Source organism: Thiothrix fructosivorans (assembly GCF_017349355.1).
Classification (GTDB): domain Bacteria; phylum Pseudomonadota; class Gammaproteobacteria; order Thiotrichales; family Thiotrichaceae; genus Thiothrix; species Thiothrix fructosivorans.
This window is the reverse complement of sequence record NZ_JAFMPM010000005.1, coordinates 1-23,698: the sequence shown is the minus strand read 5'-3', so window position 1 is coordinate 23,698 and position 23,698 is coordinate 1. Positions and strand designations below refer to the sequence as shown.

Annotated in this window: 25 protein-coding genes and 1 tRNA gene; 10 read left to right on the top strand and 16 right to left on the bottom strand. The window is 51.6% G+C overall.

Annotated elements, in window-relative coordinates; translation table 11 throughout:
- Nucleotides 1–25 precede the first annotated feature (25 nt).
- Nucleotides 26–208: a PA3496 family putative envelope integrity protein gene (locus tag J1836_RS01185; RefSeq protein WP_207249450.1), complete on the top strand. Its 183-nt coding sequence runs from the start codon at nucleotides 26–28 to the stop codon at nucleotides 206–208.
- A gap of 56 nt (nucleotides 209–264) precedes the next feature.
- On the opposite strand, the gene J1836_RS01180 is transcribed toward J1836_RS01185, so the two are convergent.
- From J1836_RS01180 to J1836_RS01150, 7 genes are all read right to left on the bottom strand, one after another.
- Nucleotides 265–954, bottom strand: a complete 690-nt coding sequence (locus J1836_RS01180; protein ID WP_207249449.1) for a DUF533 domain-containing protein — start codon at nucleotides 952–954, stop codon at nucleotides 265–267.
- A gap of 43 nt (nucleotides 955–997) precedes the next feature.
- Nucleotides 998–1,714 carry a DnaA regulatory inactivator Hda gene (gene hda, locus J1836_RS01175; RefSeq protein ID WP_207249448.1) on the bottom strand — a complete coding sequence of 239 codons (717 nt, stop codon included), beginning with the start codon at nucleotides 1,712–1,714 and terminating at the stop codon, nucleotides 998–1,000.
- Nucleotides 1,711–2,799 (bottom strand): AI-2E family transporter, encoded by a 1,089-nt coding sequence (locus J1836_RS01170; RefSeq protein ID WP_207249447.1) that lies wholly within the window; start codon nucleotides 2,797–2,799, stop codon nucleotides 1,711–1,713. The genes hda and J1836_RS01170 overlap by 4 nt, the downstream gene beginning before the upstream one ends.
- Nucleotides 2,796–3,314, bottom strand: coding sequence for a CDP-alcohol phosphatidyltransferase family protein (locus J1836_RS01165; RefSeq protein WP_242632680.1), 519 nt, complete (start codon nucleotides 3,312–3,314; stop codon nucleotides 2,796–2,798). Before J1836_RS01165 ends, J1836_RS01170 begins: the two co-directional genes overlap by 4 nt.
- Nucleotides 3,315–3,444: 130 nt before the next feature.
- On the bottom strand, nucleotides 3,445–4,089 hold the full coding sequence (locus J1836_RS01160; RefSeq protein ID WP_207249445.1) for a YiaD family glycine zipper/OmpA-like lipoprotein: 645 nt from the start codon (nucleotides 4,087–4,089) through the stop codon (nucleotides 3,445–3,447).
- 119 nt (nucleotides 4,090–4,208) lie between these two features.
- Nucleotides 4,209–4,865, bottom strand: a complete 657-nt coding sequence (locus J1836_RS01155; RefSeq protein WP_207249444.1) for an RluA family pseudouridine synthase — start codon at nucleotides 4,863–4,865, stop codon at nucleotides 4,209–4,211.
- Between the two features lie 58 nt (nucleotides 4,866–4,923).
- Nucleotides 4,924–5,010, bottom strand: a tRNA-Leu gene (locus J1836_RS01150).
- Between the two features lie 140 nt (nucleotides 5,011–5,150).
- Between J1836_RS01150 and rnr the strand changes: the two genes are divergently transcribed.
- Both rnr and rlmB read left to right on the top strand, forming a co-directional pair.
- Nucleotides 5,151–7,493, top strand: a complete 2,343-nt coding sequence (rnr, locus tag J1836_RS01145; protein ID WP_207249443.1) for a ribonuclease R — start codon at nucleotides 5,151–5,153, stop codon at nucleotides 7,491–7,493.
- Complete coding sequence (gene rlmB / locus J1836_RS01140; RefSeq protein WP_207249442.1) at nucleotides 7,493–8,248, top strand: 23S rRNA (guanosine(2251)-2'-O)-methyltransferase RlmB; 756 nt, start codon at nucleotides 7,493–7,495, stop codon at nucleotides 8,246–8,248. The genes rnr and rlmB overlap by 1 nt, the downstream gene beginning before the upstream one ends.
- On the opposite strand, the gene J1836_RS01135 is transcribed toward rlmB, so the two are convergent.
- The 7 genes from J1836_RS01135 to minC all read right to left on the bottom strand — a co-directional run bounded on the left by J1836_RS01135 (nucleotide 8,245) and on the right by minC (nucleotide 13,919).
- Nucleotides 8,245–9,120 carry a hypothetical protein gene (locus J1836_RS01135; RefSeq protein ID WP_207249441.1) on the bottom strand — a complete coding sequence of 292 codons (876 nt, stop codon included), beginning with the start codon at nucleotides 9,118–9,120 and terminating at the stop codon, nucleotides 8,245–8,247. The two genes, rlmB and J1836_RS01135, sit on opposite strands and share 4 nt — an antisense overlap.
- Entirely contained in the window at nucleotides 9,117–10,049 is a 933-nt protein-coding gene (locus J1836_RS01130) for a hypothetical protein (protein WP_207249440.1), read from the bottom strand. Before J1836_RS01130 ends, J1836_RS01135 begins: the two co-directional genes overlap by 4 nt.
- The gene (locus J1836_RS01125) at nucleotides 10,033–11,355 is read right to left on the bottom strand and encodes a DNA recombination protein RmuC (protein ID WP_242632679.1); all 1,323 of its coding nucleotides are present in this window, start codon (nucleotides 11,353–11,355) and stop codon (nucleotides 10,033–10,035) included. The genes J1836_RS01130 and J1836_RS01125 overlap by 17 nt, the downstream gene beginning before the upstream one ends.
- Nucleotides 11,343–12,014, bottom strand: coding sequence for an HAD-IA family hydrolase (locus J1836_RS01120; protein ID WP_207249439.1), 672 nt, complete (start codon nucleotides 12,012–12,014; stop codon nucleotides 11,343–11,345). The genes J1836_RS01125 and J1836_RS01120 overlap by 13 nt, the downstream gene beginning before the upstream one ends.
- Nucleotides 12,015–12,024: 10 nt before the next feature.
- The gene (minE, locus tag J1836_RS01115) at nucleotides 12,025–12,282 is read right to left on the bottom strand and encodes a cell division topological specificity factor MinE (protein WP_207249438.1); all 258 of its coding nucleotides are present in this window, start codon (nucleotides 12,280–12,282) and stop codon (nucleotides 12,025–12,027) included.
- A 3-nt stretch (nucleotides 12,283–12,285) separates the two neighbouring features.
- On the bottom strand, nucleotides 12,286–13,092 hold the full coding sequence (gene minD / locus J1836_RS01110; protein WP_207249437.1) for a septum site-determining protein MinD: 807 nt from the start codon (nucleotides 13,090–13,092) through the stop codon (nucleotides 12,286–12,288).
- 107 nt (nucleotides 13,093–13,199) lie between these two features.
- The gene (gene minC, locus J1836_RS01105) at nucleotides 13,200–13,919 is read right to left on the bottom strand and encodes a septum site-determining protein MinC (protein WP_242632678.1); all 720 of its coding nucleotides are present in this window, start codon (nucleotides 13,917–13,919) and stop codon (nucleotides 13,200–13,202) included.
- Between the two features lie 184 nt (nucleotides 13,920–14,103).
- Between minC and J1836_RS01100 the strand changes: the two genes are divergently transcribed.
- Together J1836_RS01100 and mfd are read left to right on the top strand one after the other, a co-directional pair.
- Nucleotides 14,104–15,462, top strand: coding sequence for an SEL1-like repeat protein (locus tag J1836_RS01100; RefSeq protein WP_207249436.1), 1,359 nt, complete (start codon nucleotides 14,104–14,106; stop codon nucleotides 15,460–15,462).
- Between the two features lie 33 nt (nucleotides 15,463–15,495).
- On the top strand, nucleotides 15,496–19,011 hold the full coding sequence (gene mfd / locus J1836_RS01095; RefSeq protein WP_207249435.1) for a transcription-repair coupling factor: 3,516 nt from the start codon (nucleotides 15,496–15,498) through the stop codon (nucleotides 19,009–19,011).
- Nucleotides 19,012–19,126: 115 nt separating this feature from the next.
- Here the strand turns inward: mfd and J1836_RS01090 are convergent, their stop codons facing one another.
- Nucleotides 19,127–20,347: an IS256 family transposase gene (locus J1836_RS01090; protein WP_207249428.1), complete on the bottom strand. Its 1,221-nt coding sequence runs from the start codon at nucleotides 20,345–20,347 to the stop codon at nucleotides 19,127–19,129.
- Between the two features lie 220 nt (nucleotides 20,348–20,567).
- Here J1836_RS01090 and J1836_RS21355 point away from each other — a divergent pair, with 220 nt between their 5' ends.
- The 3 genes from J1836_RS21355 (at nucleotide 20,568) to J1836_RS01075 (ending at nucleotide 22,669) form a co-directional block, all read left to right on the top strand.
- Entirely contained in the window at nucleotides 20,568–20,903 is a 336-nt protein-coding gene (locus J1836_RS21355) for a hypothetical protein (protein ID WP_242632677.1), read from the top strand.
- An 18-nt stretch (nucleotides 20,904–20,921) separates the two neighbouring features.
- Nucleotides 20,922–22,256, top strand: a complete 1,335-nt coding sequence (locus J1836_RS01080; RefSeq protein ID WP_207249434.1) for an IS4 family transposase — start codon at nucleotides 20,922–20,924, stop codon at nucleotides 22,254–22,256.
- A 101-nt stretch (nucleotides 22,257–22,357) separates the two neighbouring features.
- Nucleotides 22,358–22,669, top strand: a complete 312-nt coding sequence (locus tag J1836_RS01075) for a hypothetical protein (protein WP_207249433.1) — start codon at nucleotides 22,358–22,360, stop codon at nucleotides 22,667–22,669.
- Nucleotides 22,670–22,705: 36 nt separating this feature from the next.
- On the opposite strand, the gene J1836_RS01070 is transcribed toward J1836_RS01075, so the two are convergent.
- The gene (locus tag J1836_RS01070; RefSeq protein WP_207249432.1) at nucleotides 22,706–22,942 is read right to left on the bottom strand and encodes a hypothetical protein; all 237 of its coding nucleotides are present in this window, start codon (nucleotides 22,940–22,942) and stop codon (nucleotides 22,706–22,708) included.
- A gap of 204 nt (nucleotides 22,943–23,146) precedes the next feature.
- Here J1836_RS01070 and J1836_RS01065 point away from each other — a divergent pair, with 204 nt between their 5' ends.
- Both J1836_RS01065 and J1836_RS01060 read left to right on the top strand, forming a co-directional pair.
- Nucleotides 23,147–23,437, top strand: coding sequence for an AbrB/MazE/SpoVT family DNA-binding domain-containing protein (locus J1836_RS01065; protein WP_207249431.1), 291 nt, complete (start codon nucleotides 23,147–23,149; stop codon nucleotides 23,435–23,437).
- Entirely contained in the window at nucleotides 23,413–23,658 is a 246-nt protein-coding gene (locus J1836_RS01060) for a type II toxin-antitoxin system Phd/YefM family antitoxin (protein ID WP_207249430.1), read from the top strand. The genes J1836_RS01065 and J1836_RS01060 overlap by 25 nt, the downstream gene beginning before the upstream one ends.
- The last annotated feature ends 40 nt before the right edge of the window (nucleotides 23,659–23,698 follow it).

The following is a 23,698-nucleotide window of genomic DNA, read 5'->3' as shown; positions in this document are numbered from 1 at the left end:
CACTAACGGAAACAGGAGTGATTTTATGCATAACAATAAAGACTATTATAATGAACAAGAAGATGAAGTCTTCCACCTAGAAAAAGCTGTCGCTGCCATCGATGGCAAAAAAATCAAGCCGCATGTGATACGCCGTCATGTGGAAGATTATTTAGAACGCAAAGCGCTAGAACGTCGCCTGAAGGATATCTTTGAAGACGATTTATAAACAAACCATGCAGTAGAGACGCAACTGCTTGCGCCTCTACTGTTTCCCTTCAGGAATTAGAGCGTAGTGGTAGCGTTAGTCACAGCAGTAACGGCTTCCGGTAATTGCAGCGCAGTACGCAAATCCAGTAAATAAGCCTGCTCTGCTTCATTGGCAACATCAATAATCGCGGCGGATACCAAGTAAATTTCGGTAGCAACAGCTAAATCATGGTTTGCCAAAGCGGCAATGCTTTTAGCGTCTAATGGATTCCCTAATTCGCTCAGAATCATGTCATTCACATCCCCATCTAACTCAGCATCGACTAATTGCTGACGAATACTTTCCAATTCCGTCGAATCCACATGACCATCTGCTTTTGCCGCAGCAATCATGGCTTTCATGAGAATTTCCGCACTGGCTTTCGGCGCTGGAGCTTCCAATAAAGCGGGTTCAGCCGCTTGTGCCGTACCGGCTGCGCCCGGCGCATTTTCCCATTGGCGATACATTTGATACGCTAAACCACCCAATGCCGCAAGGCTACCGACTTTTACTGCCGCACCCGTGACACGCCGCCCCGCACCTGTCCCCAGCAATAACGCCAACACGCCTGCTGCTGCCGCGCCAGTTTTCATGCCAGAAAGCATTTGGTCACGTTGTGCGCCTTCAGCGGGAAGCCCTAATTTTTGTTCTGCCAGTGTCTGACCTTTTTGAGCAATGTCTTTACCGGATTGCAGCATTTGATCCAGAAAACTTTTCATATCCATTGTGATCTCCTTGTTTTGATAATAGATAAGGCTTGAAACGGCGTTATTTGAAACCTGCTAAAGGCGTAGTCGTCTGCATCACTTCGCGAATGAATTCCCGCGTAATACGCCGTCCTTTGGTTAAGCTGGCGGCATCCAACTTATCCAGTACCGCCATGAGCGTAGCCATATTTAACGGATAATGCCGCTCAATATATTTCATGACGTGTTCGGATAATTCAAATCCGCGTTGATGCGCCCGCCACGCCATCGCTTTTAAGCATTGTTCATCATGTACAGGGTGCAAGCGGTAATCGGGTCCCCACAATAAACGTGACGCGAAATCCGGCAAAACACACTGCATATCACGCGGATTAATGCGTGAAGCCATGATCAGCGGCTGCTGGTTGGTACGGCAGGTATTGATGAGGTTCATTAACGCCACCTCCCAATCGCGTTGTCCGATAATCGCCTCTAATTCATCCACAGCGACCAAATGTTTACCCGCCACACCAGCTAATAGTCGTGTGCCGTATTGCGCACAACTGCCGAGCGGTAGATAGGCTGCCATCATGCCGCGTTGATAATATTTCTCGCAGTACGCTTGCAACAAATGGGATTTACCCGCTTGCGTTTCACCCCACAAAAACAGTTGTGGAAAGTCTTTTTCAAAACCCCGCTTCATGATGCCTAGCAACTCGGCATTTTCTGGTGTCACAAAAAATGAACTGAAGCGATGACCTTCGCGAATCCCAACGTTCAGTGTCAGTTGTTGCATCATTCTTGCCCTTTTAACGCATCATCTACCGCATTAATGCTGTAAATGTGGCTTTGTTTGTAAGTATCGTGGATATAGCGCAGCAGCACCGCGAGTACCGCTGCAACGGGTAAGGCTAATAAAATACCAAAAAAGCCAAACAATTGCCCACCCGCTAACACTGAAAAAATAACAGCAACGGGGTGTAAACCAATGCGCTCCCCGACTAACAGGGGCGTTAGCAATGTTCCTTCAATCATCTGCGCTACCCCAAACACCGCCAAGACCCAGAAAAGATCAAACACATCTTGCGTTTGGAACAGCACCGCACTCCCTGCAATTGCCACCCCAACAATAAGACCGAGGTACGGCACAAAACTCACCACCCCCGCAATCAAGCCAATCAGTAACGCAAATTCCAACCCAACCAAGGACAAACCGAGGGAATAAATCACTGCCAATGACAGCATAACCATTAACTGCCCCCGCAAAAATGCCCCCAGAACGTCGTCTGATTCCCGCGCCAATCTTGCTACCAAGGGTGCACTGGAGCGTGGCAGCAAATCATCCACATAAGCGACCATCCGATCCCAATCACGCAACAGGTAAAAAGTAATAATAGGAATCAACGCCAAATTGGCAACCCAACCCAACACCACAAAACCGGATTTGGAAATGGTGTGAATAGCATTACGAATAATACCGCCCGTTTCTTGCCAATGCTCAGCAATGACAGCTTTGATTTTATCCACCTCTAACACACTGGTATCGACGTGGAAATGTTCCTGCAAATACGGCGCAAGCACATTCACTACCCAATCAAGATAAGCAGGCACTTTGCCAATAAACAACTTCACCTGTGTTTCTAACACGGGCAATAGAAACAGGAAAAACATGACGATGAATAAAAAGAGCGAGAGAAATACTGCCGTGACCGACAGAGTACGGGATAGTTTCCACGATTCTAGCCTATCAACTAATGGATCACCCAGATAAGCTAATAACGCTGCCGTCAAAAACGGGGTCAAAATCGGTGCAAGTAAATACACCAAGCTCACGACGATGCCCGCGATAACTAACCAAAACCAGCGACCACTATCGAGAATCATGTTTCACCTTTGCGCCACGCATAGCGCCCCCATAACCAAATATACGCAGCACCACTTAACACGGTTGTTACCGCGACACTCCACTGCAAACCGAGATTAAACCACGGCGGCAAGGGGTAAAGCGCTACATGCAGTAGCGTCGTTGCCAACAGAAAAATTTGCAAGCCAGTGTTCACTTTACTGATGATTAGCGGACGCATATCCAACCGCCCCGTAAACAGGCGATAAGCAATTGCACCGAGCACAATTACCACATCACGTCCCATCACTAAGGCAATTAACCACCACGGTAAATCCCCTTTTAAACCAAATACGATGAATACTGCGACCACGAATAGCTTGTCAGCCACCGGGTCAAGCATCGCCCCTAAACGGGTCAGCCAACCGTAACGCCGGGCCAGAAAACCGTCGAGCGCATCCGACAACCCCGCCAATACCAGCAAGGTCAACGCCCACTCATACGCTTCCTGCCACAACAACCAACAAATCGGCGCGATGGAAAGAATACGTATCACTGTGATGATATTTGGAATTTGTTCCCGCACGTTAAATCCATTTTTTTACACAAAGAAGGCTCCCGATGGAGCCTTCATCATATAACGGATTATAGGTTATGTGCCGGATTTCCGACGATAACCTGCGTTATTACATCTGAACGGGGATTAGCGTGACTTCAACGCGGCGATTTTGCGCACGACCGTAATCAGAGCTGTTATCCGCAATCGGGCGGCTTTCACCGTAACCTACTGCCTGCATACGCTGTGCCGCAACACCCGTGCTTGCCAGATAAGTACGCACGCTATTCGCACGTTGCTGTGACAGTTGCAGGTTAGACGCGTCGCTACCAACGTTATCCGTGTGACCAGCGATTTGTACGCGGGTTTCTGGGAACTGGTTCAGCGTGCTCGCCAAGTTGTTCAATACACCGTAGAACTGGGGCTTAACACCTGCTTGTGCAGTATCAAACGTAATCGCATCCGGCATGGTCAACACGATATTGTTATCCTGACGGGTAACTTCTACGCCAGTCCCTTGCATGTTTTGACGCAATGCTGCTTCTTGTTGATCCATGTAATTGCCGATAGCAGCGCCTGCAAGACCACCGACGACTGCGCCAGCGATGGTGTGCCCTTTGTCTTTGTCGCCGGTATTTTTACCAACAACTGCACCACCGATAGCCCCAATCAAAGCGCCCTGTTGCGCACGCGTCATTTCGCCCGTGGGGCTACAACCCGCCATCAATGCCGCAGAAACAGTACCAATCAACAGAGTACGCATGGAAATTTTCATAAGTGAACACCTCAATAATTTATAGTATATCGTCACGGTGTTTAGAACCTAGTTAGCCCACAGAGTTCCCGATAACGATTGTATGAATTTTGACTCAAACCTGCGCAGGATACTAGCCATTAAAAAGGAATCGGGCTGTTAATGGTTAAAATCTCCCCTGATTGCGGGTGTGGGAAGCAAATGGCGGCGGCGTGGAGCAGTAAACGCGCTGCCTGCGCACAGATAATGGGGTCGGCGTATAGCTCATCACCGAGGATCGGGTGTCCGAGGGCTTGCAGATGTACACGGAGTTGATGGGTGCGCCCTGTCAACGGTTCTAGATCTACGCGGGTCGTATCCGCTACCGCATCGTATGCCAGCACTTGATAGCGCGTTTGTGACGGTTTACCCCATTCAAAGCTGACGATTTGGCGCGGGCGATTAGGCCAATCGGTCATTAGAGGCAGGTTGATTTCACCACGGGTAGGTGACACTTTTCCTGTAACGACTGCGGCATAACGTTTGTGGACTTGGCGGTTTTGAAACAGGATGCTTAGAGAACGTTCCATCGTTTTACCGCGTGCCATTACCATGATGCCGGATGTCCCCATATCAAGGCGGTGAACAATGAGTGCATCGGGGAATTCGGCTTGCACACGGGTAATCATGCAATCGTGTTTATCTTCACCGCGACCAGGAACAGAGAGTAGACCAGTGGGTTTATCGACCACGATGAGGGAATCATCGAGGTAGAGGATGTTCAGGTCGGTGTGGGTGGGAGGGTTATAATCAATCACAGAAAGCCTATGTGCTAGACGCAAAAAAGGCTAGTTATTGCTAACTAGCCTTTAAATTTGGTGCCGGGAAGAGGACTCGAACCTCCACGGGGTTGCCCCCACTAATACCTGAAACTAGCGCGTCTACCAATTCCGCCATCTCGGCAATTCGCAAAGCACTAATGCCTTGTGAGAGGCGAAATATATAGAGCTTGCGGCATCTTGTCAAACACCAAAACGCGTTTTTATTACATTTTTTTGTTACACTGCGTCCATACGAAAAGACAAACCACACAAGGACACAATTTGAAGTTTAACGACCCCCATAGTCAGCGCGAAGCCGAAAAGTACGAAAATCCCATCCCCAGCCGCGAGGTCATCTTGCAACTGCTGGCGGAACAAGGACAGCCGCTAGACTTTGCTACCCTCACCGAAGCGTTGCACCTGCACGATGAACGTGATGTTGATGCCCTGAAAAAACGCCTGCGTGCGATGGAACGTGACGGGCAATTACTCTATAACCGCCGCCGCCAATACGTCCCCATCGAACGCACCGACCTGATTGCGGGGCGCGTCATCGGGCACCCTGACGGCTTCGGCTTTCTGAAACCCGATGACGGCACACCCGACCTCTTCCTGCACGCCAAGCAAATGCACGGGCTGATGCACGGCGACCGTGCCCTGTGCAGCGTGCGTGGTCTTGATCCCAAAGGTCGCCGCGAAGGGGCGGTCGTCGAAGTGCTAGAACGTGGCACCACCCAAGTCGTCGGGCGCTATTTCATGGAAGGCAATATCGGCTTTGTCACCCCTGATAATTCGCGCATCAGCCAAGACATCATGATTCCTCCTGATGCCGCAGGCAATGCCAAACCCGGTCAAATCGTAGTCGCCGCGATTGTCGAACAACCCTCCAAACGCGCCCAGCCCACTGGCAAAATCGTCGAAGTACTCGGCGACCACATGGCCCCTGGCATGGAAATCGACGTAGCCATCCGCAGCCACCAACTGCCACACGGCTGGTCAAGCGACATCACCGAAGAAGCCGATAAATTCGGCTACGAAGTGCCCGAATCGGACAAAGCCGACAAACGCCGTGAAGATCTGCGCGACACCCCCTTCGTCACCATCGACGGCGAAGACGCCAAAGACTTCGACGACGCGGTTTACTGCGAACGCGACGGCAACGGCTGGCGCTTACTGGTGGCGATTGCCGACGTATCCCACTACGTGCAAGCCGATTCTGCGATTGGACGCGAAGCCACCGAACGCGGCACATCCGTGTATTTCCCCGGCAAAGTCATCCCGATGTTGCCCGAAATCCTCTCCAACGGCTTGTGCTCCCTCAACCCGCACGTTGACCGTTTATGCATGATTTGCGACATCCAAATCGGCGCACGCGGCAAACTGATCAGCTACCAATTCGTCGAAGGCATTATGCACTCCGCCGCCCGTCTGACTTACACCGAGATGGCGAAGATCGTGGTCGAGCGCAATATGGATGCGCGTCGTCAACACCCGCAAGAACTGTGCGAACACCTCGACGACCTGTATTCGCTGTACCACGTCTTGCGCAAAGCGCGTGACCGCCGAGGCGCAATCGACTTTGAAACCGCCGAAACGCGCATCGTCTTCGATGCCGAACGCAAAATCGAAGCGATTGTTCCCACCGAACGCAACGACGCACACAAGCTGATCGAAGAGTGCATGATCCTCGCCAACGTATGCGCTGCAACCTACCTCAGCAAGTACAAAATCCCCGCACTCCACCGCGCCCACAAAGGCCCCACGCCGGAAAAGCTCGCGGATTTACGCCAATTCCTCGCCAGCCTCGCACTAAGTTTGGGTGGTGGCGACGAACCCACCCCGAATGATTACACCGCGCTGCTGAACAGCCTAGGCGACCGCCCTGACCGCAATATGATTCAAACCGTGTTGCTGCGTTCCATGTCGCAAGCCGTGTACAGCCCCGACTCCAACGGGCATTTCGGCTTGGCACAACCGTATTACGCGCATTTCACCTCACCAATCCGGCGTTACCCCGACTTGCTGGTACATCGTGCCATCCGCCACTTAGTGCGCGGCGGCAAAGTCAAAGACTACCAATATTCCCACAAAGACATGGTAGCCCTCGGCGAACACTGTTCCATGACCGAACGCCGTGCCGACGATGCCACCCGCGACGTGACCGCATGGCTCAAATGCGAATACATGCAGGAACACATCGGCGAAACCTTCGGCGGTGTCATTACCAGCGTCATGGGCTTTGGCTTATTTGTCGAACTCAAAGACATCTTCGTGGAAGGCTTGATTCACATCACCGCCCTGACCAGCGATTACTACCACTTTGATGCCGCGCATCACCAATTGACGGGCGAAAACTCCGGGCGCATTTACCGCCTCGGCGATGCCATTAACGTCACCGTGGCACGCGTGGATTTGGACGAACGCAAAATCGACTTCGTACTCGCCAAAGTTGACGGCGAAGCCGACGCAACACGCACCAAAAAGCCCAGCAGCCGCAGCCGTAAACCCGCCAGCAAAGGCAAAACGGAACGCGAACCAAAATCTGATCCGACCGCCAGCCAAAAACCTGCCAGTCCTAAAAAACCGGCAAACAGAAAACCCCGTAAGAAGAAACCGACCACCTAATGTCAAAATCCATTATTTGCGGCGTACATGCCGTTGAAAGCGCCTTGCGCAACGATACCGAAAACCTCGGACAAATCTGGCTGGACAAACGCAGCCGCAACGACCGCCTGAAAAAATTGGAAAAGATGGCGGAAGAAAACGGAATGCGCGTCTTCCTCATTGATGAGGACAAACTCGACAAAATGGCAGGCAATAACCGCCATCAAGGCATTGTTGCCGAGTATTACAAACTCAAAGCGTGGACAGAAAACGACTTCTACGACATGCTTGATGGCATGAGCGAACCACCGTTTCTGTTGGTATTGGATGGCGTAACTGATCCGCACAATCTGGGCGCATGTTTGCGTACCGCCGAAGGTGCGGGTGTGCACGCGGTGATTGCGCCCAAGGATAATGCTGCCAGCATTACCCCGACCGTGCGCAAAGTCGCCTCTGGTGCAGCGGAAATCATCCCGTTTATCCCCGTCACCAACCTTGCCCGCACGCTGGAAACACTCAAAAGTCGTGGCATCTGGCTAACAGGTACAAGCGACAAAGCCAAGCAAACCCTGTATCAAGCTGACTTGAAAGGGCCGATGGCGCTGGTGATGGGCGCGGAAGGCGCGGGGATTCGCCGCCTGACGGAAGAATCGTGCGACTACCTGATTTCGATCCCGATGGCGGGGCAAGTGTCGAGTTTGAACGTGTCAGTTGCGACGGGCGTATGCTTGTATGAAGCCCTACGCCAACGCCAAAGCAAACCTGCTAAGTCTTAAGGGCTGGTGTAATAGTCGTATTTCGTGAGCATGTCGTTAGTAAACCGCCATGCTTCGTTATACGACAAGCCACTGTTGTCAGGAATCACCACTTTCACGTACAACTCTGTGCCGTGCTGCGCCTTCAAACCGCCTAACTCACTTTCCAGCGCTGCACGCGTCACACTTTGAGCAGCAGCCTCACCCGGTTTGCGGATGCTGTAACCCGATTTGCTGTACATCACTTCCACCACTTTTTTGCCTTTGGCAGAACGCGCAGGTTGCAGCAATTTCTGGTATTTCTGATCCAATTCGGTGAGTTCACCCTGCATACTCAGCAGCTTTTTCTCGCTCTCATCCACCTTGGTACGCAAGCCTAGCGCTTCGGTGTTTTTACTCGCCAACTCGGTTTGCAGCATACTGAACGACTGTTCACGTTGCGTCAGCGTGCTAGCTTGTTCCTGTGTGAGTGCTTGTAAGCGGGAAAGTTCGGTATCTTTGCTAGTACTCGTAGTGCGTGCTTCTTCAGCTTCGGCACGGCTACGCAATAAATCCATTTCTAAAGACGCCGAACGTTGCTGCAAGTAATCCAATTGCTCTTCCAGCGTGGCATTGGCTTTGAGCTGGAATTCGGCGACTTGTGCGGATTTTTGCGCGGCGACAGCCAATCGTTGTGCTTGCGTGGCGGCGGATTCGGCTTCTTGCTGCGCAACTTCTTGGGCTTGCACGCTGTTTTCTAATTCATCCAGCAACTTGCGATTATTGAGCGCCATAACAATAATAACCAACAAGAATATCTTGAGGATCACCATCATCACATTGCTGAAAGACGACCAAAAGCCTTCTTCCAAATCGTCTTGACCGCCGGTTAATGAAGGAAAACCGCCGCTCATGGCTGTTTATCCTTGGCATCCAAGCGGAAACCTTCCCGTAATGATTCGCGAATCACCCGAATATCGTCGCCGCTATGCCCCACCGCGCTTTGCAACGCATCCGCCGCCAGTTGCAAACGTTCACCGGCTTGCAAAAAGCGATTTTGCACCTGATTAATGGTTTCTGCCGCCGTGCGCAATTCTGCCGCTAATACTGATACGTCGTGCAGCAAGTTATTACTCTGGTGTTGGAAGCGCGGCAAAATATACAGCGTGGTAACGTTTTCAACGTTAGTCAGCAATTGAGTACGCGCATCCTGCAAACGCAAGTAGAAATACGCAAAAAACACATAACACACAATCGAGGTCACGGTCGTACTCAGCGAGTTCGACATCCCGCCGATAATGTCCCACATGTTTTTCATATTATCGCTGGAATTCATTAAACCTGCCGCGCCCATTAACGCCACCGCCAGCGAAACCACCGTCCCAAAAACCCCCGCCAAAATCAGGATACTGTTAACAAAACGTACCAGCGTGAACTGCGCCGTCTGGCTAGCCACCAAGGTCGCGGCGAGCGCACCGTGGTTAATTTCCGCTTGTTGGCGAGCAATGGTCTGTACCGCGTGGTAGCGATCCACGATCAGAGAGGCATCCGACAAACCGTAAGCGGGGTTCGGTGCATTGTCTTGCAAGCGTTTTAAAAAGCGTTGCAGCGTATCTTGCTCGTGGGTATAGCTGAGAAAAATCATAATCATACGCACTAAGCCAGCTAAAAAGATCAGCAGCACAATGCCATTCAACACCAACCCAAGCTGCCCGGCTTGCGTGGTATTGAAAAATTGAGTGACGACCTCTTTGTTCAGCAAAATGCCCAGCCCCAATAGGAACAGGATCACCAACATCTGCAACAGGGTGAGGTAATAGCGCGTTTTAATCGGTTTCAACATCAGTTTCAGTATCCTTGACATACGGACGGCGTGGCACAGCTTCGACCGGCACAGGCTCAGTAATGTTCCGCCCCGATGAAATCCCCAACTCCGACAGTTTGCGCACGCCCGGCAACACACTGCGTTCCAACGAACCTAGCGCTTTGTTGTAGGTATCCACGCTGCTGCCGAGATTACGCCCCAAACGCTCCAGATGGTCAAGGAAAACCGTAAGGCGCTTATGCAATTCCTCGCCTACATCCCTTACTTTGCCTGCATTTTCAGCCAATACCGTCTGTTTCCAACCAAAGGCCACTGCCCGCAACAGTGCCACCAACGTCGAGGGCGTGGCAAGAATCACCTTGTCATTCAAGGAATCATCCAACAAGGTTTTATCCTGTTCCAACGCCGCACCAAGGAATTGCTCCCCGGGGATGAACAGCACCACGAAATCCGGCGATTGCTCAAACTGTTCCCAGTAACGTTTGCCTGCGAGCACTTTGACGTGATCACGCACATGGCGGGCATGGCGTTGCAAATGGCGATTGCGGCTGTCTTCGTTGTCGGCATTGACAGCATCGAGGTAAGCATCCATCGGCGCTTTGGCATCGACGATCATTTCCCGCGCATCCGGCATTCGGATCACCATGTCGGGGCGGATGGTGCGGTCACTATTGCTACGCTGGGTTTGCTCGACGAAATCGCAGTGCTCGACCATGCCGGAAAGTTCCGCAATACGCCGCAAACTGAGTTCGCCCCATTGCCCGCGAATACCAGGGGTGCGCAACGCGGAGGCAAGCCGCCCGGTTTCGCTGCGTAACGCGGTTTGATCGTGCATCATGCCGCGAATTTGCTGACTGAGCACGCCAAAACTCGCCAGCCGATCTTTCTCGATGTCACGAATTTGCGCCTCGGTTTTCGCCAAGGCATCGCGAATCGGATCAACTAAATGCTGGATAGAAAGCTGGCGTTGCTCCAAATCCGCACGGGATTCAACGTGCATACGCCCCATCGTCTCCTGCGCCAATTGCAAAAACTGGGTATTGTTGTCGCGCAACGCCCGCTGTGAAAGTGCTGAGAACGTATTGTGCAAACGGTCTTGCGCATCATCCAACAGGCGCAAGCGTTCCTCGTTGATTTGCTCTTCGGTTTGCCATTGCAACTGCAAGCGTTCAAGTTCACGGCGGGCTTGTTGCAAAGGTGCACTGTAAACAAAATGCGTGACTAATGCGCCCAACGCAAACATTATCACTGCGGTGATGAAGACAATATGTTGGTCAATGAACGCGCCTAATTGAAACGGAGCAGCCTCCATTAGTGCAACCAAGCGAGAATATCGGTAGGGTTGGCAATACTGCCATCGGCAGGCCAATGGTGATGTTCGTTATTGGCGTTGAGGTAGCCCCATTCGGCAATAAGCGTTGTCATGCCCGCATCGCGCCCCGCGACAATATCGCGCTCAGCATCGCCAACATACAAACACTGTTGTGGCGCAACCCCACAACGCGTTGCCCCCAACAATAAGGGCTGCGGATGCGGTTTCGCGACCGCCAATGTATCGCCGCCGATAACGCAGCCTGCACGCGTATCCAGTTTCAAATTTGCCAGTAACGGAAACGTCAGGTATTCGGGTTTGTTGGTAACAATTCCCCACGGAATCCGCGCTGCTTCCAACGCCGCCAACACCGCTGGCATCGTCTCAAACAAGCGTGAATGCGTACTGATATGGGCTTGGTAATAATCCAGAAACACCGCGCGACGACGCGTTATCTCGACAGCCGTTTGGGCAAGACCAAACGCCAGCTCCAACATACCGAGGCTACCGTGCGAAACCGTGTGGCGAACTTGCGCTAAGGTATAAGGTTCGCGTCCTTCGGAATGCAGCACTGCATTTAAGGCAGCGAGTAAATCAGCCGCTGTATCCAGCAGCGTGCCATCCAAATCGAACAACACACACTTTATTGGTAAAAAAGAACTTGTGGGCATCGTTTCCTGCTTAATGCTCGCGGTCAGGCAGGGCAATATTCAATTCTAACACGTCGAAATCAGAGCCTTTTTCGTATTGGACATTGACTTGATCATCAGTGATTGCCACGTATTTGCGGATAACTTCCATAATATCCCGACGTAATTGCGGCAAATATTCAGGGCCGTTGCGGTCAAGACGTTCATGCGCAATCACAATTTGCAAACGTTCCTTGGCAACCTTGGCGCTACCGGCTTTTTCCTGTTTAAAATAACTAAACCATCCCATAGATCACCCGAATAGCTTTTTGAAGAAGCCCTTTTTCTCCACTTCCAAGAAGCGGTGAGGGACTGTTTCACCTAGGAAACGGCGCACAAAATCATCATACGCCTGCCCTGCATCGCTCGCCTTATCGAGGATCACGGGTGCACCACTATTAGATGCTTGCAAGACACTTTGCGATTCAGGAATCACCCCAATCAGCGGCACTGCCAGAATTTCCAGAATATCTTCCATGCTCAGCATTTCGCCGGACTGTACCCGCGCAGGAGAATAGCGTGTAATCAGCAAGTGTTCCCGCACTGTCTCGCCTTGCTTGGCGCGATGGGTTTTGCTTTGCAGCAAGCCCAAAATTCGGTCGGAATCGCGCACGGATGAGACTTCGGGGTTCGTCACTACCACCGCATCATCGGCGTAATACATCGCCATGTGTGCACCACGCTCAATACCGGCAGGGGAGTCACACACGATAAAGTCAAAGCCCAACTCGTGCAATTCATCCATGACCCTGCCAACACCTTCGGGAGTCAGCGCATCCTTATCACGGGTTTGCGAAGCGGGCAGCACATACAAATTCTCGACATGCTTATCGCGGATCAAGGCTTGATTAAGTGTGGCTTCATTATTGATAACATTGACGAAATCATAGACAACGCGCCGTTCACAGCCCATGATCAAATCCAGATTCCGCAACCCCACATCGAAATCAATCACGGCAGTTTTGTAACCACGCATGGCAAGCCCGGTTGAAAACGCGGCACTGGTAGTGGTTTTACCAACGCCACCCTTACCGGAGGTGACGACAACTATTCTACTCAAAAGATGCTCCTTCTTTATAAAATGGCACGATTAGTATTCACTTAGCCATGCCTCAACGATATTAACAAATATCGCGAACTTTATTTAGCATAAAAATGTGTAAACTTTCAGAACATCGGGGCAATTTTTAATTTTTCACCTTCCAACCAAACCATTGCAGGCGAGCCTTTCAAATTGGTATCAATATCATCCAGCAAGCGATAATGACCAGCGATTGCCACCAGTTCGGCTTCTAATTTCTGACAAAAGATACGTGCACTGGTATCGCCACCAATGCCTGCCAATACCCGACCCCGTAAAGAACCGTAAACATGCACCGAACCACCCGCCAAAATTTCTGAACCAGCGCTCGTGTGCTGCAAAATTACCAGGCTGCCTTCGGGAAAATACACCTGCTGACCTGAACGTAACGGGCGATCAATCACTTTAACACTGGTCATGACCGTCGTGGGCACATCTGCATCGGCTTTTTCTTCACTAACCGAGCGTTCAACTCTGACGGATGCACCCGTCGCACGCCCTGCGCGTAATACTGCCCAACCCGCTTGTATTGCCGCCTCCACACACGTATCCGTAATATTACGGATACCCACGGGAATAAAGCCCAAATCTAGAATGGTTGCTCGCAAGCGCACCATATCCAATGCCGCGCAGCCATCACCCAACTGACTACAATCAACCACTAAAGGGCTATTAGCAAACAATTGCGGCACACTATCCCGCTTGTTTTGCACACCTTGGCGAATCAATTCTATCTCAGCGGAGGCCAGTCGCAACACACTGATCAAGGTCATTTCACCTTTTATTTCAATTAGTTCTCCTGACAAAACCCATACTCCTGACTAACAAACGTTTGAACCTAGTAAGCGCTGTACTCGACGAAAGGTACAACATCACCACTTTATCGTGCTTAAAATAGTTTTATAAAGGCATTTTTTTTACTTATAATTAAGATATATAGAACAGAATAAAAACTTTTTCCTGATTTCTTGATCCGGGGGCTTCATTACCATGTACCTTAGTACATTTTTACCACCACTACACCGTGGCATCAGCGCCGTGGTCTTGCTGATATTAGCATTGCCAGCGTTCGCCCAAGATGCGCCACCAGCGGAAGCCATCGCCACCCTTTCCAGCGCCGCCAATGCCCTTGACCATAATACGCCAGATGCCGCCACACAATTCGCCAAAGCCAAAGATCGTCTGAACAACAAACCAGAAGGCACAGACTTACAGCAAGGCTTACATTGGCTAGAACAAGCTGCCCAACAAGCCTACGCACCCGCGTTGTTTGAACTTGCCAATCTGTACGAGAACGGCAGCTATGTAAAGCAAGATTCGGCTAAAGCGGTCGAGCTTTACGAACAAGCGGCAAAACAAGGGCATTTGGATGCACAATACAATGTTGGGTTACTGTATTTGCGGGTCATCAAAAACACCGAAAAAGCCCGCTATTGGCTCGAACAAGCTGCCCAGCAACACGATGTCGAAGCACAATATAACCTTGCCCTGCTGCATGACTTTGCCAAAGGCACACAAGCAGACCCAGATGAAGCCACACACTGGTATACACAAGCTGCGCAACAAGGGCACAAAAATGCGCAATTTGATCTGGGAGTACGTTATTTACAAGGCATCGCGCTCACTCAAAACCTGTCACAAGCCCTGCACTGGTTTCGCAAAGCAGCAGAGCAAGGCGATCCCGCCGCTGCGTTTAACTTAGGCTTGATGTACGATCAAGGTAACGGCACGCCCAAAAATCTCCCTGAAGCAATACGCTGGTATCGTGAAGCCGCGCAGCAAGGTGAAGCAGGCGCACAGTACAACCTTGGCATTAAATACTTACTTGGCGAAGGCGTTACCCTTGATCATGACAAAGGCATTCAGTGGATACGTAAATCCGCTGAAGCAGGCAATCCGGCTGCCCAATACACTGTTGCATTCATGTATGAACAAAGTACGGATCTACCCAAAGATCCCGAAATGGCACTGTATTGGTATCGTCAATCCGCCGCACAAAACTACACCGATGCTCAATTAGCACTCGCCATTCTCTTTGCTAACGGGCAAGGCGTGAAAGTGGATCTTGCCCAAGCACATGAATGGTTTCACAAGGCAGCAGAAGCGGGCAACAGCAATGCCCAGTTCAACCTCGGCACGTACATGGCACATGGGATTGGCACAGCCAAAGATTTACCCTCGGCGGCATTTTGGCTTTCCCGTGCCGCGCTGCAAGGCAAAGCGGGAGCTGCGGCGAACCGCGATTATGTCTTAAAAATGTTAAGCCCACAGGAACGTAACACACTCGAACGCCGCCTAAAAACCATCACCAACCCACAGCATCAGGACAAGCAAGCCACCATCCGCTAGAATACGGGCTTTCCAGAACATAAGCTCGTATTCATGCCTGCATTGCTCAAGCCTCATTACCCTGCCACCCCTAATGGTCATAGCCGCTGGGGGCAGTTATACGGCGCATCCCTCGACTGGTTGATTGCCCAGTCCGCTCAAGGGTTTGATGGCTTGTTGCTCTTGGTTGTACCGGATGTGCATACCGCCTACCAGATGGAATCCGCACTGCAATTCTTCGCGCCCGAAATCCCGCGCCATATTTTCCCGGATTGGGAAACCCTGCCCTACGACGTGTTTTCCCCGCACGAAGACATCATTTCCGAACGCCTGAAAACGCTGGCAACGCTGCAAAATCTCAAGCGCGGCATCTTGCTCGTACCCGCCACCACGCTATTGCATCGACTTGCACCCACCAGTTATGTGCACGGACATACCTTCGTGGTGCGCAAAGGTTCGCCGCTCAATATCGACAAATTGCGCAAGCAACTCGAAGAAGCAGGCTACCGCAACGTCAGTCAGGTGATGGCACATGGCGAATACGCCACCCGTGGCTCGCTAGTCGATTTGTTCCCGATGGGCAGCCATACGCCCTACCGCATTGATTTGTTTGACGAAGAAATTGATTCGATCCGCACCTTTTCGCCGGAAACGCAGCGCACCGATGTGGTGGTGGATAGCATTGAATTGCTGCCAGCGCGGGAATTTCCGCTGGATGAAGCGGGGATTCGTACCTTCCGCCAGAATTATCGGGCGCAAGTTGAGGGGGATTTGACCCGTAGCCGCATTTACGAAGGCGTGAGTCAGGGCAAACCTCCGGCGGGGATTGAGTATTACTTGCCGCTGTTCTTTGAACATACCGCGACGCTGTTTGATTATTTGCCGAAGAAAACGTTGCTGGTACTCGCTGAGGGTGTGGATGCCGCAGTTAAGACGTTCTGGGAGACGGTGGAGTATCGGTATGAGCAGCGGCGGCACGATATTGAAAGGCCGTTGCTTGCGCCGGAGAAGTTGTTTCTGACAGCGGCGATGTTGGGGAGTTGGATTGGGGATTATCCACGGGTTGAGGTGCAGCGGTTTAAAGAAATCGCGGAAGAAGGGCGGCCACAGGGGACCGCCCCTACGGGGATTGGTAGGGGCGGCCCCCTGTGGCCGCCCTCTTCTGCCGTTGACCAGAATTCAATTAACTACCCCATCGCCGCCCTCCCCTCGTTGCTAATCCACGCCCGTCAAGAACAGCCCCTGTTCCTGCTGTTCAACTTCCTCAAAGACCTGCAAGGGCGCGTTCTGTTCACCGCTGAATCCGCCGGACGGCGCGAAGCCTTCCTCACGTTGCTGAAAGACAACGGCATTACCGTCAAAACGCTGGAAACCTGGCAGGATTTCCTCGGTAGCAAAGCCGAAATGGCGGTCACGGTCGCGCCGTTGGAAAACGGTTTCTGGCTACCCGATGCGAAGATTGCGGTCATTCCCGAAAACCTGCTGCATGGGGTGCAAATCCAGCAGCAACGCCGCCGTCGCAAAGCTACCCGCGATGCCGATGCGATTATCCGCAACCTGACCGACCTCAACGAAGGCGCACCCGTGGTGCACGAAGAACACGGGGTCGGGCGGTATCTGGGGCTGGAAACGGTCACGGCAGGCGGGGTGACGGCGGAATATTTGCTGATCGAATACGCCAACCACGACAAGCTGTACGTTCCCGTTGCCGCGCTGCATCTGGTCAGCCGTTACACCGGGGCAGACCCGGAACACGCGCCTTTGCACCGCCTCGGCAATGAGCAGTGGGACAAGGCACGGCAAAAAGCAGCGGAAAAAGCGCGGGATGTGGCGGCGGAATTGCTCGACATCCACGCCCGCCGTGCCGCGCAACAGGGGCATAGTTTCCCGTTTGACGACAACGATTACCGCCTGTTTGCGGGCGCGTTCCCGTTTGAGGAAACGCCGGATCAGGCACTGGCGATTGAAAACGTGATCAAGGACATGCGTTCCGCGCAGCCGATGGATCGGGTGGTGTGCGGCGATGTGGGTTTCGGCAAAACCGAAGTGGCGATGCGGGCAGCGTTCGTGGCGGCGAATGCAGGCAAGCAGGTGGCGATGATTGCGCCGACCACCTTGCTGGCGCAACAGCATTTGAACAATTTCCGTGACCGTTTTGCGGATTGGCCGTTCAATATCGAATCGTTGTCACGCTTCAAGACCGGCAAGGAAACCAACAAGGCGCTGGAGGCACTCGCCTCCGGCAAGATCGACATCGTGATCGGTACGCACAAGCTGTTGCAGGACGATGTGCATTTCAAGCAACTGGGGCTGGTGATTATCGACGAGGAACACCGCTTCGGGGTGCGCGACAAGGAGCAGATGAAAAAGCTGCGTGCCAATGTCGATATGTTGACCATGACCGCCACGCCAATTCCGCGCACGCTGAATATGTCGCTGTCGGGCTTGCGCGATTTGTCGATCATTGCCACCCCGCCGACGCAACGCCACGCCATCAAAACCTTTGTGTGCGAGTGGAACAAGACCATCATTCAGGAGGCGTGTGCGCGGGAATTGTCACGTGGCGGGCAAGTGTACGTGCTGCACAATGAGGTCAAAACCATCGACAAGGTAGAGCAGGAACTGAGCGCGATGTTGCCCGGCGTGACGGTGCGCCATGCCCACGGGCAGATGCGGGCGAATGAGCTGGAAAATATCATGAGCGATTTTTACCACCAGCGTTTCCAGATTCTGATTGCCACTACCATCATTGAAAGCGGCATCGACGTGCCGACCGCCAACACGATTTTGATCAACCGTGCCGACAAGCTGGGGCTGGCGCAGTTGCACCAGTTGCGCGGACGGGTCGGACGTTCACACCACCGCGCTTATGCCTACCTAATTGCGCCGCCGAAATCCGCGCTTACGCCGGATGCGGTCAAACGGCTGGAAGCGATTGAATCGCTGGAAGAATTGGGAGTCGGTTTCACGCTGGCGACGCACGATCTGGAGATTCGCGGCGCGGGCGAATTGCTCGGCGAAGGGCAAAGCGGACAGATTCAGGAAATCGGTTTCAACCTCTACAACGACCTGCTGGAACGGGCGGTGAAGGCGTTGAAGTCGGGCAAAGTGCCGGAATTGAGTGCCACCAGCCGCCGCACCACGGTGGAATTGGGTGCGCCTGCGCTGATCCCGGACGATTATTTGCCGGATGTCCATGCGCGGCTGATCCTCTACAAACGCATTGCCAGCGCGGAATCGCAGGCGGCACTCGACGAATTGCGGGTAGAAATGATCGACCGTTTCGGGCTGCTGCCAGAACCGACCAAGACGCTGTTCAGCGTCACGCGGGTCAAACTGCGGGCGCAGGAACTGGGCATCCGCAAGCTGGATATGCACGTCAAGGGTGGGCGGATTATCTTTGACGACAAGCCGAATATTGACCCGATGAAGGTGATTACCCTGATCCAGAAACGCCCGTGGGTGTTTAAGCTGGATGGACAGGATAAGTTGCGGTTTGAAATCGAACTCCCGACCGTGGAGGAGCGGGAGGAGTGGGTGGTTAAGTTGATGGGGAAGATTGGGGCTTAACTAGAGTCTGAAATTGCCACCAAGAGCAGTAACGCAGTTCGCGTCTACAATTTTTCATTAGGATACAAAATGAAACAAATTGGTGAGTCTGTCAAATAAACTGTGTAACAAATTTTCATAGGGCGGAGAGCGGGACGCGCTCTTCGCCGAACATCAGTAAAAAGGTCTGCAAAGCAGGCTTCCAGTGGTGGATAACCGACCACTTTTGCGAGGCTTCGCGCACCGCCAAATACAGGCTTTTGAGGGCTGAACTGTCACTGGGGAAGATGCGCCGATTGCGGGTGAACTTGCGCAAACTCATGTTCAGGGACTCAATCGCATTGGTGGTGTAAATCACCTTGCGGATTTCGGGTTGGAACTGGAAGAAGGGGATGACATTCGCCCAGTTGCCGCGCCATAGACGCACGACCGCTTTGTATTTGTCGCCCCATTCAGTCTCCAGTGCTTCCAGTTCGCGTTCCGCTTCTTCAGCGGTACTGGATTGGTAAATGCGTTTGAGGGCTGCCACCACACCTTTGGTGTCTTTGGCAGTGACGTAGCGCAAGCTGGCGCGAACCATGTGTACCATGCACAACTGGGTCAATGTTTTGGGGAAGACGGCATTGACCGCTTCCGGCAAGCCGTTTAAGCCATCCATGCAAGCCACATAGATGTCCTGCACGCCCCGGTGGCGTAGTTCAGTCAACACCGACAGCCAGAACTTCGCCCCTTCATTTTCTGCTAACCAGATGCCCAACACGTCCTTTTCACCGCGTAGGTTGACCGCCAGCACCACATGCGCCGCTTTGTTGATGACCTGCTTATCTTGTTGAACTTTAACGATAATCCCATCAAGCCAGACAATCGGGTAGATGTTGTCTAATGCCCGTGATTGCCAAGCTTTGGCTTCGCCTTGGACGGCTTCAGTCACTTCGCTAATCAGCGTGTGCGAGATGTCGACCCCGTACAGCCGTTTAACCGTGTCTTCAATGTCGCGGGTGGTCATGCCTTTGGCATACAGTGTCAGGATGTGTTCTTCCATCCCTGCCAGCCGTATCTGGCGTTTCTGCACCAGCTTTGGCTCAAAGCTGCCGTCACGGTCACGCGGTGTTTCCACCTGCAACTCGCCAAACTCGCCTTTGATGGTCTTGTTGCCTTTACCGTTGCGGGTGTTGCTGCGCCGTTGCCCTATATCGCTACGCTCACCCTTGTCGTATTTCAGGTGCGCGTCCAGTTCGGCTTCGAGGCTGCGGTTGATCATCCGTTGCAGGAGCTGGCTGTAAAGGTTCTTTACATCAGCAGGCGTTTTGCAATCGGTTAATAGCTCATCCATCAGGACGGGATTCAGGGGTTCCATGTGACTGCTCCTTGGCGGGTGTTTCCGCTGTTATATAGCAGTTACACAGTTCAGTTTACAGTCTCAAATTGGTTTTGACAAAAAGTTTTCTTTACTCGCTCAAGAAGCACATCTTGCCAAAAACACACTTTTATCTGGTTTTGATTTGCTATTAAAAGCAAACTTTTTTCAGGACAAAGACGGTTATTTTTACTCAGCTTTTTTCCATATATCCATTGGCATGGAACGAATTCTGAAACTAGCAGTTGTTACCCACTATATGCTAACGAATAACTATCAGACACCAACCATCAAACAGTTAAAGAAAGACTTCGGACACGACATCAGAACACTTTACACTGAGTCATTGAAACTATTACCTATCTATCTTCATCCAAATGCTGCAACACCGTCTAGCACACAAAACGATGAAGCATTGATTGATTTCTTCACAGAATACGGTGTTGGTAGTCGGTACTTCAACTTGAATGAAGTGTGTGAAGCAAAACAGGACAGAAGCCCACTAGACAAGTGGTTAGAGGCATCTCCTTATACACAAGTTCCCAAGCTGATGTAAGATAAGCAATTTACACCCATGAACTGGTCATCTAGCGAACTCACCGATCTTGATTTGGGAGACAAGCGCCTCGAAACACGCGCAGCCCATATTCTCAACGCCATGCTAAAAGTGCCCCAATCCAGTATCCCCAAGGCTTGCCAGAGTTGGTCAAGCACCTTGGCGACGTACCGTTTCTTCTGGAATGAAGCGGTGAGCCATGATGCTTTGATGGCATCCCACTTTGAAGCGACAGAGTGCCGAATTCGTCAACAAGACTCGCGGATTATCCTGTGTATTCAAGATACGACCGAACTGGACTTCAATGGACAGGAAACCGAGGGCTTGGGGCGGTTATCCTACGATAAGCAACGCGGGATGTACCTGCATCCGACCTTGTGTATTACCCCAGAACGTTTGCCGTTGGGCATCACCGATACGTGGATGTGGTCACGGGGATTGAGCAAAGCGGCCGACCAAGCCAACCCCAGCATCAAAGAAAGCCGTCGTTGGATTGAAGGGTATGAACGGGTAGCCGAACTGGCGGCACGCTGCCCTGAACACCGCTTCATCTATGCTGGCGACCGTGAAAGCGACTTTTACGACTTGCTCCAACGGGCGCAAGCCTTGAATTACCCGGCTGACCTGCTGATACGGGCGCAACATAACCGTGCATTAGGAGATGACCTCAAACTGTGGGATGCCATTGAGCAACAACAGGCGTTGACCCGTATCACCTTTACCAAACCGCGCAAGCAGGGTGAAAAGCCCCGCAAAGTGGTACAAGAAATCAAGGTGTTACGTTATACCTTGCGTCCCAAGAGTCAGCATCCGATGCTATTGACCTTGGTTCAAGCCAAAGAAATTAACCCACCCGCCGGAAAATCGCCCCTCATTTGGCGTTTAGTCACCAACCGTTGTGTGGAAACAGCCGATGCTGCCTGTGAACTTATCGACTGGTATCGAGCGCGTTGGGAAATCGAAATGTTTTTTGATGTCCTGAAAGTTGGCTGTCGCGTCGAAAAACTGCAACTGGAGACCAAAGAGCGCATCGAAAAAGCCCTCGCGCTCTACATCATGGTGGCTTGGCGGATTATGTTTCTGATGCGGTTGGGGCGTACCTGCCCAGAACTTCCGGCTGATCTGGTGTTTGACCCGCTGGAATGGAAAGTATCCTTCCGGCTCGGCAAAAAAGCACTACCCGATGGCATACCTACCCTCAATCAAGTGATCCGCAATCTGGCAGAACTGGGTGGCTTTTTGGGCAGAAAATCCGATGGCGAACCGGGGGCTAAAAGTATCTGGTTGGGCTATTCACGAGTGCTGGACTGTATTTATGGTATTCAGATGGCTAGTGAGTTGGGAATGGATTGATTTGTGTATAAGGAGATGGGTTAGAGGTAGCAAGTGACATCTACGAAGAGTACACATCACACCAAATACGGGAACGATCCGCCCTGAACTTAATTTATCGGATGGATAGAAAAGGAATTCGTAACGACTTCACTCCTCATCTCGATGAACATGATCATCCAATGACGGTGTTTGATTGTTTATATCGTCAGTATGTCGTCCAGAAAAGTACTCCTTTAATCATCTGGCGACTGATTGAAATACTGCAACCAATCCACTTCTTACTTGAATCAATGGCACATAGAACCCATGACGAAGAAACACAGCACAAGGACATGGTAATTCCACACTACGAAGATTTCTTCTATTTTTTGCGTGCTGATAAACAAAGCATCAAAAGAAGGAAAAAATGGTTAGATATATTCAACTCATAAAAATCCCAAATGAATGGATCAGACTACATTCATCCGTTAGATGCAAATGGCGAATGTGTGTCCAGACAAGAGTAATGAACGGGCTTTGGCGGATACGTCAGAACGTCCGCTGCGATACACCCTACCCACGGGAACGGGGGAAGCGGTAGTGGCAGGATCATGCAAAACAATCCCCTCTTCTTTCGCCAATTGCTCCAGCAACAACTGTACCAAGCGAAATTTATCCGCGTGGGGCAGTAAGGCTACAGATGGTAATAATTCAGCTATCGACATGATGAAATATCCTATCAATCACGTAAGCAGTTTACAGATTAACGCACCGTAAACACAAAGAACACCCCAGATTCTCCGGTAAAATTCAATCTCAAGTTAGTCTACCCGACCATGCTCAAATACGGCTGCGTGAAATCCGTATCCTTAGCAAACACCGTTAATTGCTTGTACACTCAAAGCTCTAGCAACAACCTCGGAGTAAGCATGAAGCAGGCAGTACAATTCTCCGTCAGCAAGCAGGGGCGTATTATCATACCTGCCGTTTTACGCGCACAACTCAATGTGAAAGCGGGAACACGCCTGATTGCATGGGTTGAAAACGGTCAGTTGGTGCTAAAACCCCAAGCGCAACTCTGGGCAAGTATCCGCAAAGAAGCACAAAAAATCCCCGCAGGACGCGACCTTGTGCAAGAACTGATTCAGGAACGCCACGAAGCAGCCAAGAGCGAAAACGCATGTGAGGCAACACGATGCACGTCTCTATCCGCGAACTAAAAAACTGCTTCTCCAAATACCTCAAATATGCCCAAGCTGGTGAAGAAATCATCGTCACCTCCCACGGCAATCCGGTAGCGCGTTTGACGCAGTTAGCACCCAACTTGCAACTTCGCGCTTCACAACCGCTGGATAAATTAGCGTGGGTACGACGTGGGCAAGCTGGCAAAAAACTAGGATTGCCTGCCGCGCAGCGTATTCGCTTAACAGAAGAAGCTTAGTAAAAGCCCAATAGATACAACGTCTGGATGCCCCCCAAAA

Bases quoted from the DNA above. Each gene is read 5' to 3' on its own strand.
- minE (WP_207249438.1), bottom strand. From the start codon at position 12,282: ATGGGATGGTTTAGTTATTTTAAACAGGAAAAAGCCGGTAGCGCCAAG.
- J1836_RS01070 (WP_207249432.1), bottom strand. From the start codon at position 22,942: ATGTCGATAGCTGAATTATTACCATCTGTAGCCTTACTGCCCCACGCG.
- J1836_RS01185 (WP_207249450.1), top strand. From the start codon at position 26: ATGCATAACAATAAAGACTATTATAATGAACAAGAAGATGAAGTCTTC.
- J1836_RS21355 (WP_242632677.1), top strand. From the start codon at position 20,568: ATGGAACGAATTCTGAAACTAGCAGTTGTTACCCACTATATGCTAACG.
- rlmB (WP_207249442.1), top strand. From the start codon at position 7,493: ATGTCAAAATCCATTATTTGCGGCGTACATGCCGTTGAAAGCGCCTTG.
- J1836_RS01080 (WP_207249434.1), top strand. From the start codon at position 20,922: ATGAACTGGTCATCTAGCGAACTCACCGATCTTGATTTGGGAGACAAG.
- J1836_RS01060 (WP_207249430.1), top strand. From the start codon at position 23,413: ATGCACGTCTCTATCCGCGAACTAAAAAACTGCTTCTCCAAATACCTC.
- J1836_RS01135 (WP_207249441.1), bottom strand. From the start codon at position 9,120: ATGAGCGGCGGTTTTCCTTCATTAACCGGCGGTCAAGACGATTTGGAA.
- J1836_RS01075 (WP_207249433.1), top strand. From the start codon at position 22,358: ATGGATAGAAAAGGAATTCGTAACGACTTCACTCCTCATCTCGATGAA.
- hda (WP_207249448.1), bottom strand. From the start codon at position 1,714: ATGATGCAACAACTGACACTGAACGTTGGGATTCGCGAAGGTCATCGC.
- J1836_RS01160 (WP_207249445.1), bottom strand. From the start codon at position 4,089: ATGAAAATTTCCATGCGTACTCTGTTGATTGGTACTGTTTCTGCGGCA.
- J1836_RS01120 (WP_207249439.1), bottom strand. From the start codon at position 12,014: ATGCCCACAAGTTCTTTTTTACCAATAAAGTGTGTGTTGTTCGATTTG.
- J1836_RS01100 (WP_207249436.1), top strand. From the start codon at position 14,104: ATGTACCTTAGTACATTTTTACCACCACTACACCGTGGCATCAGCGCC.
- J1836_RS01170 (WP_207249447.1), bottom strand. From the start codon at position 2,799: ATGATTCTCGATAGTGGTCGCTGGTTTTGGTTAGTTATCGCGGGCATC.
- J1836_RS01065 (WP_207249431.1), top strand. From the start codon at position 23,147: ATGAAGCAGGCAGTACAATTCTCCGTCAGCAAGCAGGGGCGTATTATC.
- mfd (WP_207249435.1), top strand. From the start codon at position 15,496: ATGCCTGCATTGCTCAAGCCTCATTACCCTGCCACCCCTAATGGTCAT.
- J1836_RS01180 (WP_207249449.1), bottom strand. From the start codon at position 954: ATGGATATGAAAAGTTTTCTGGATCAAATGCTGCAATCCGGTAAAGAC.
- J1836_RS01130 (WP_207249440.1), bottom strand. From the start codon at position 10,049: ATGTTGAAACCGATTAAAACGCGCTATTACCTCACCCTGTTGCAGATG.
- J1836_RS01090 (WP_207249428.1), bottom strand. From the start codon at position 20,347: ATGGAACCCCTGAATCCCGTCCTGATGGATGAGCTATTAACCGATTGC.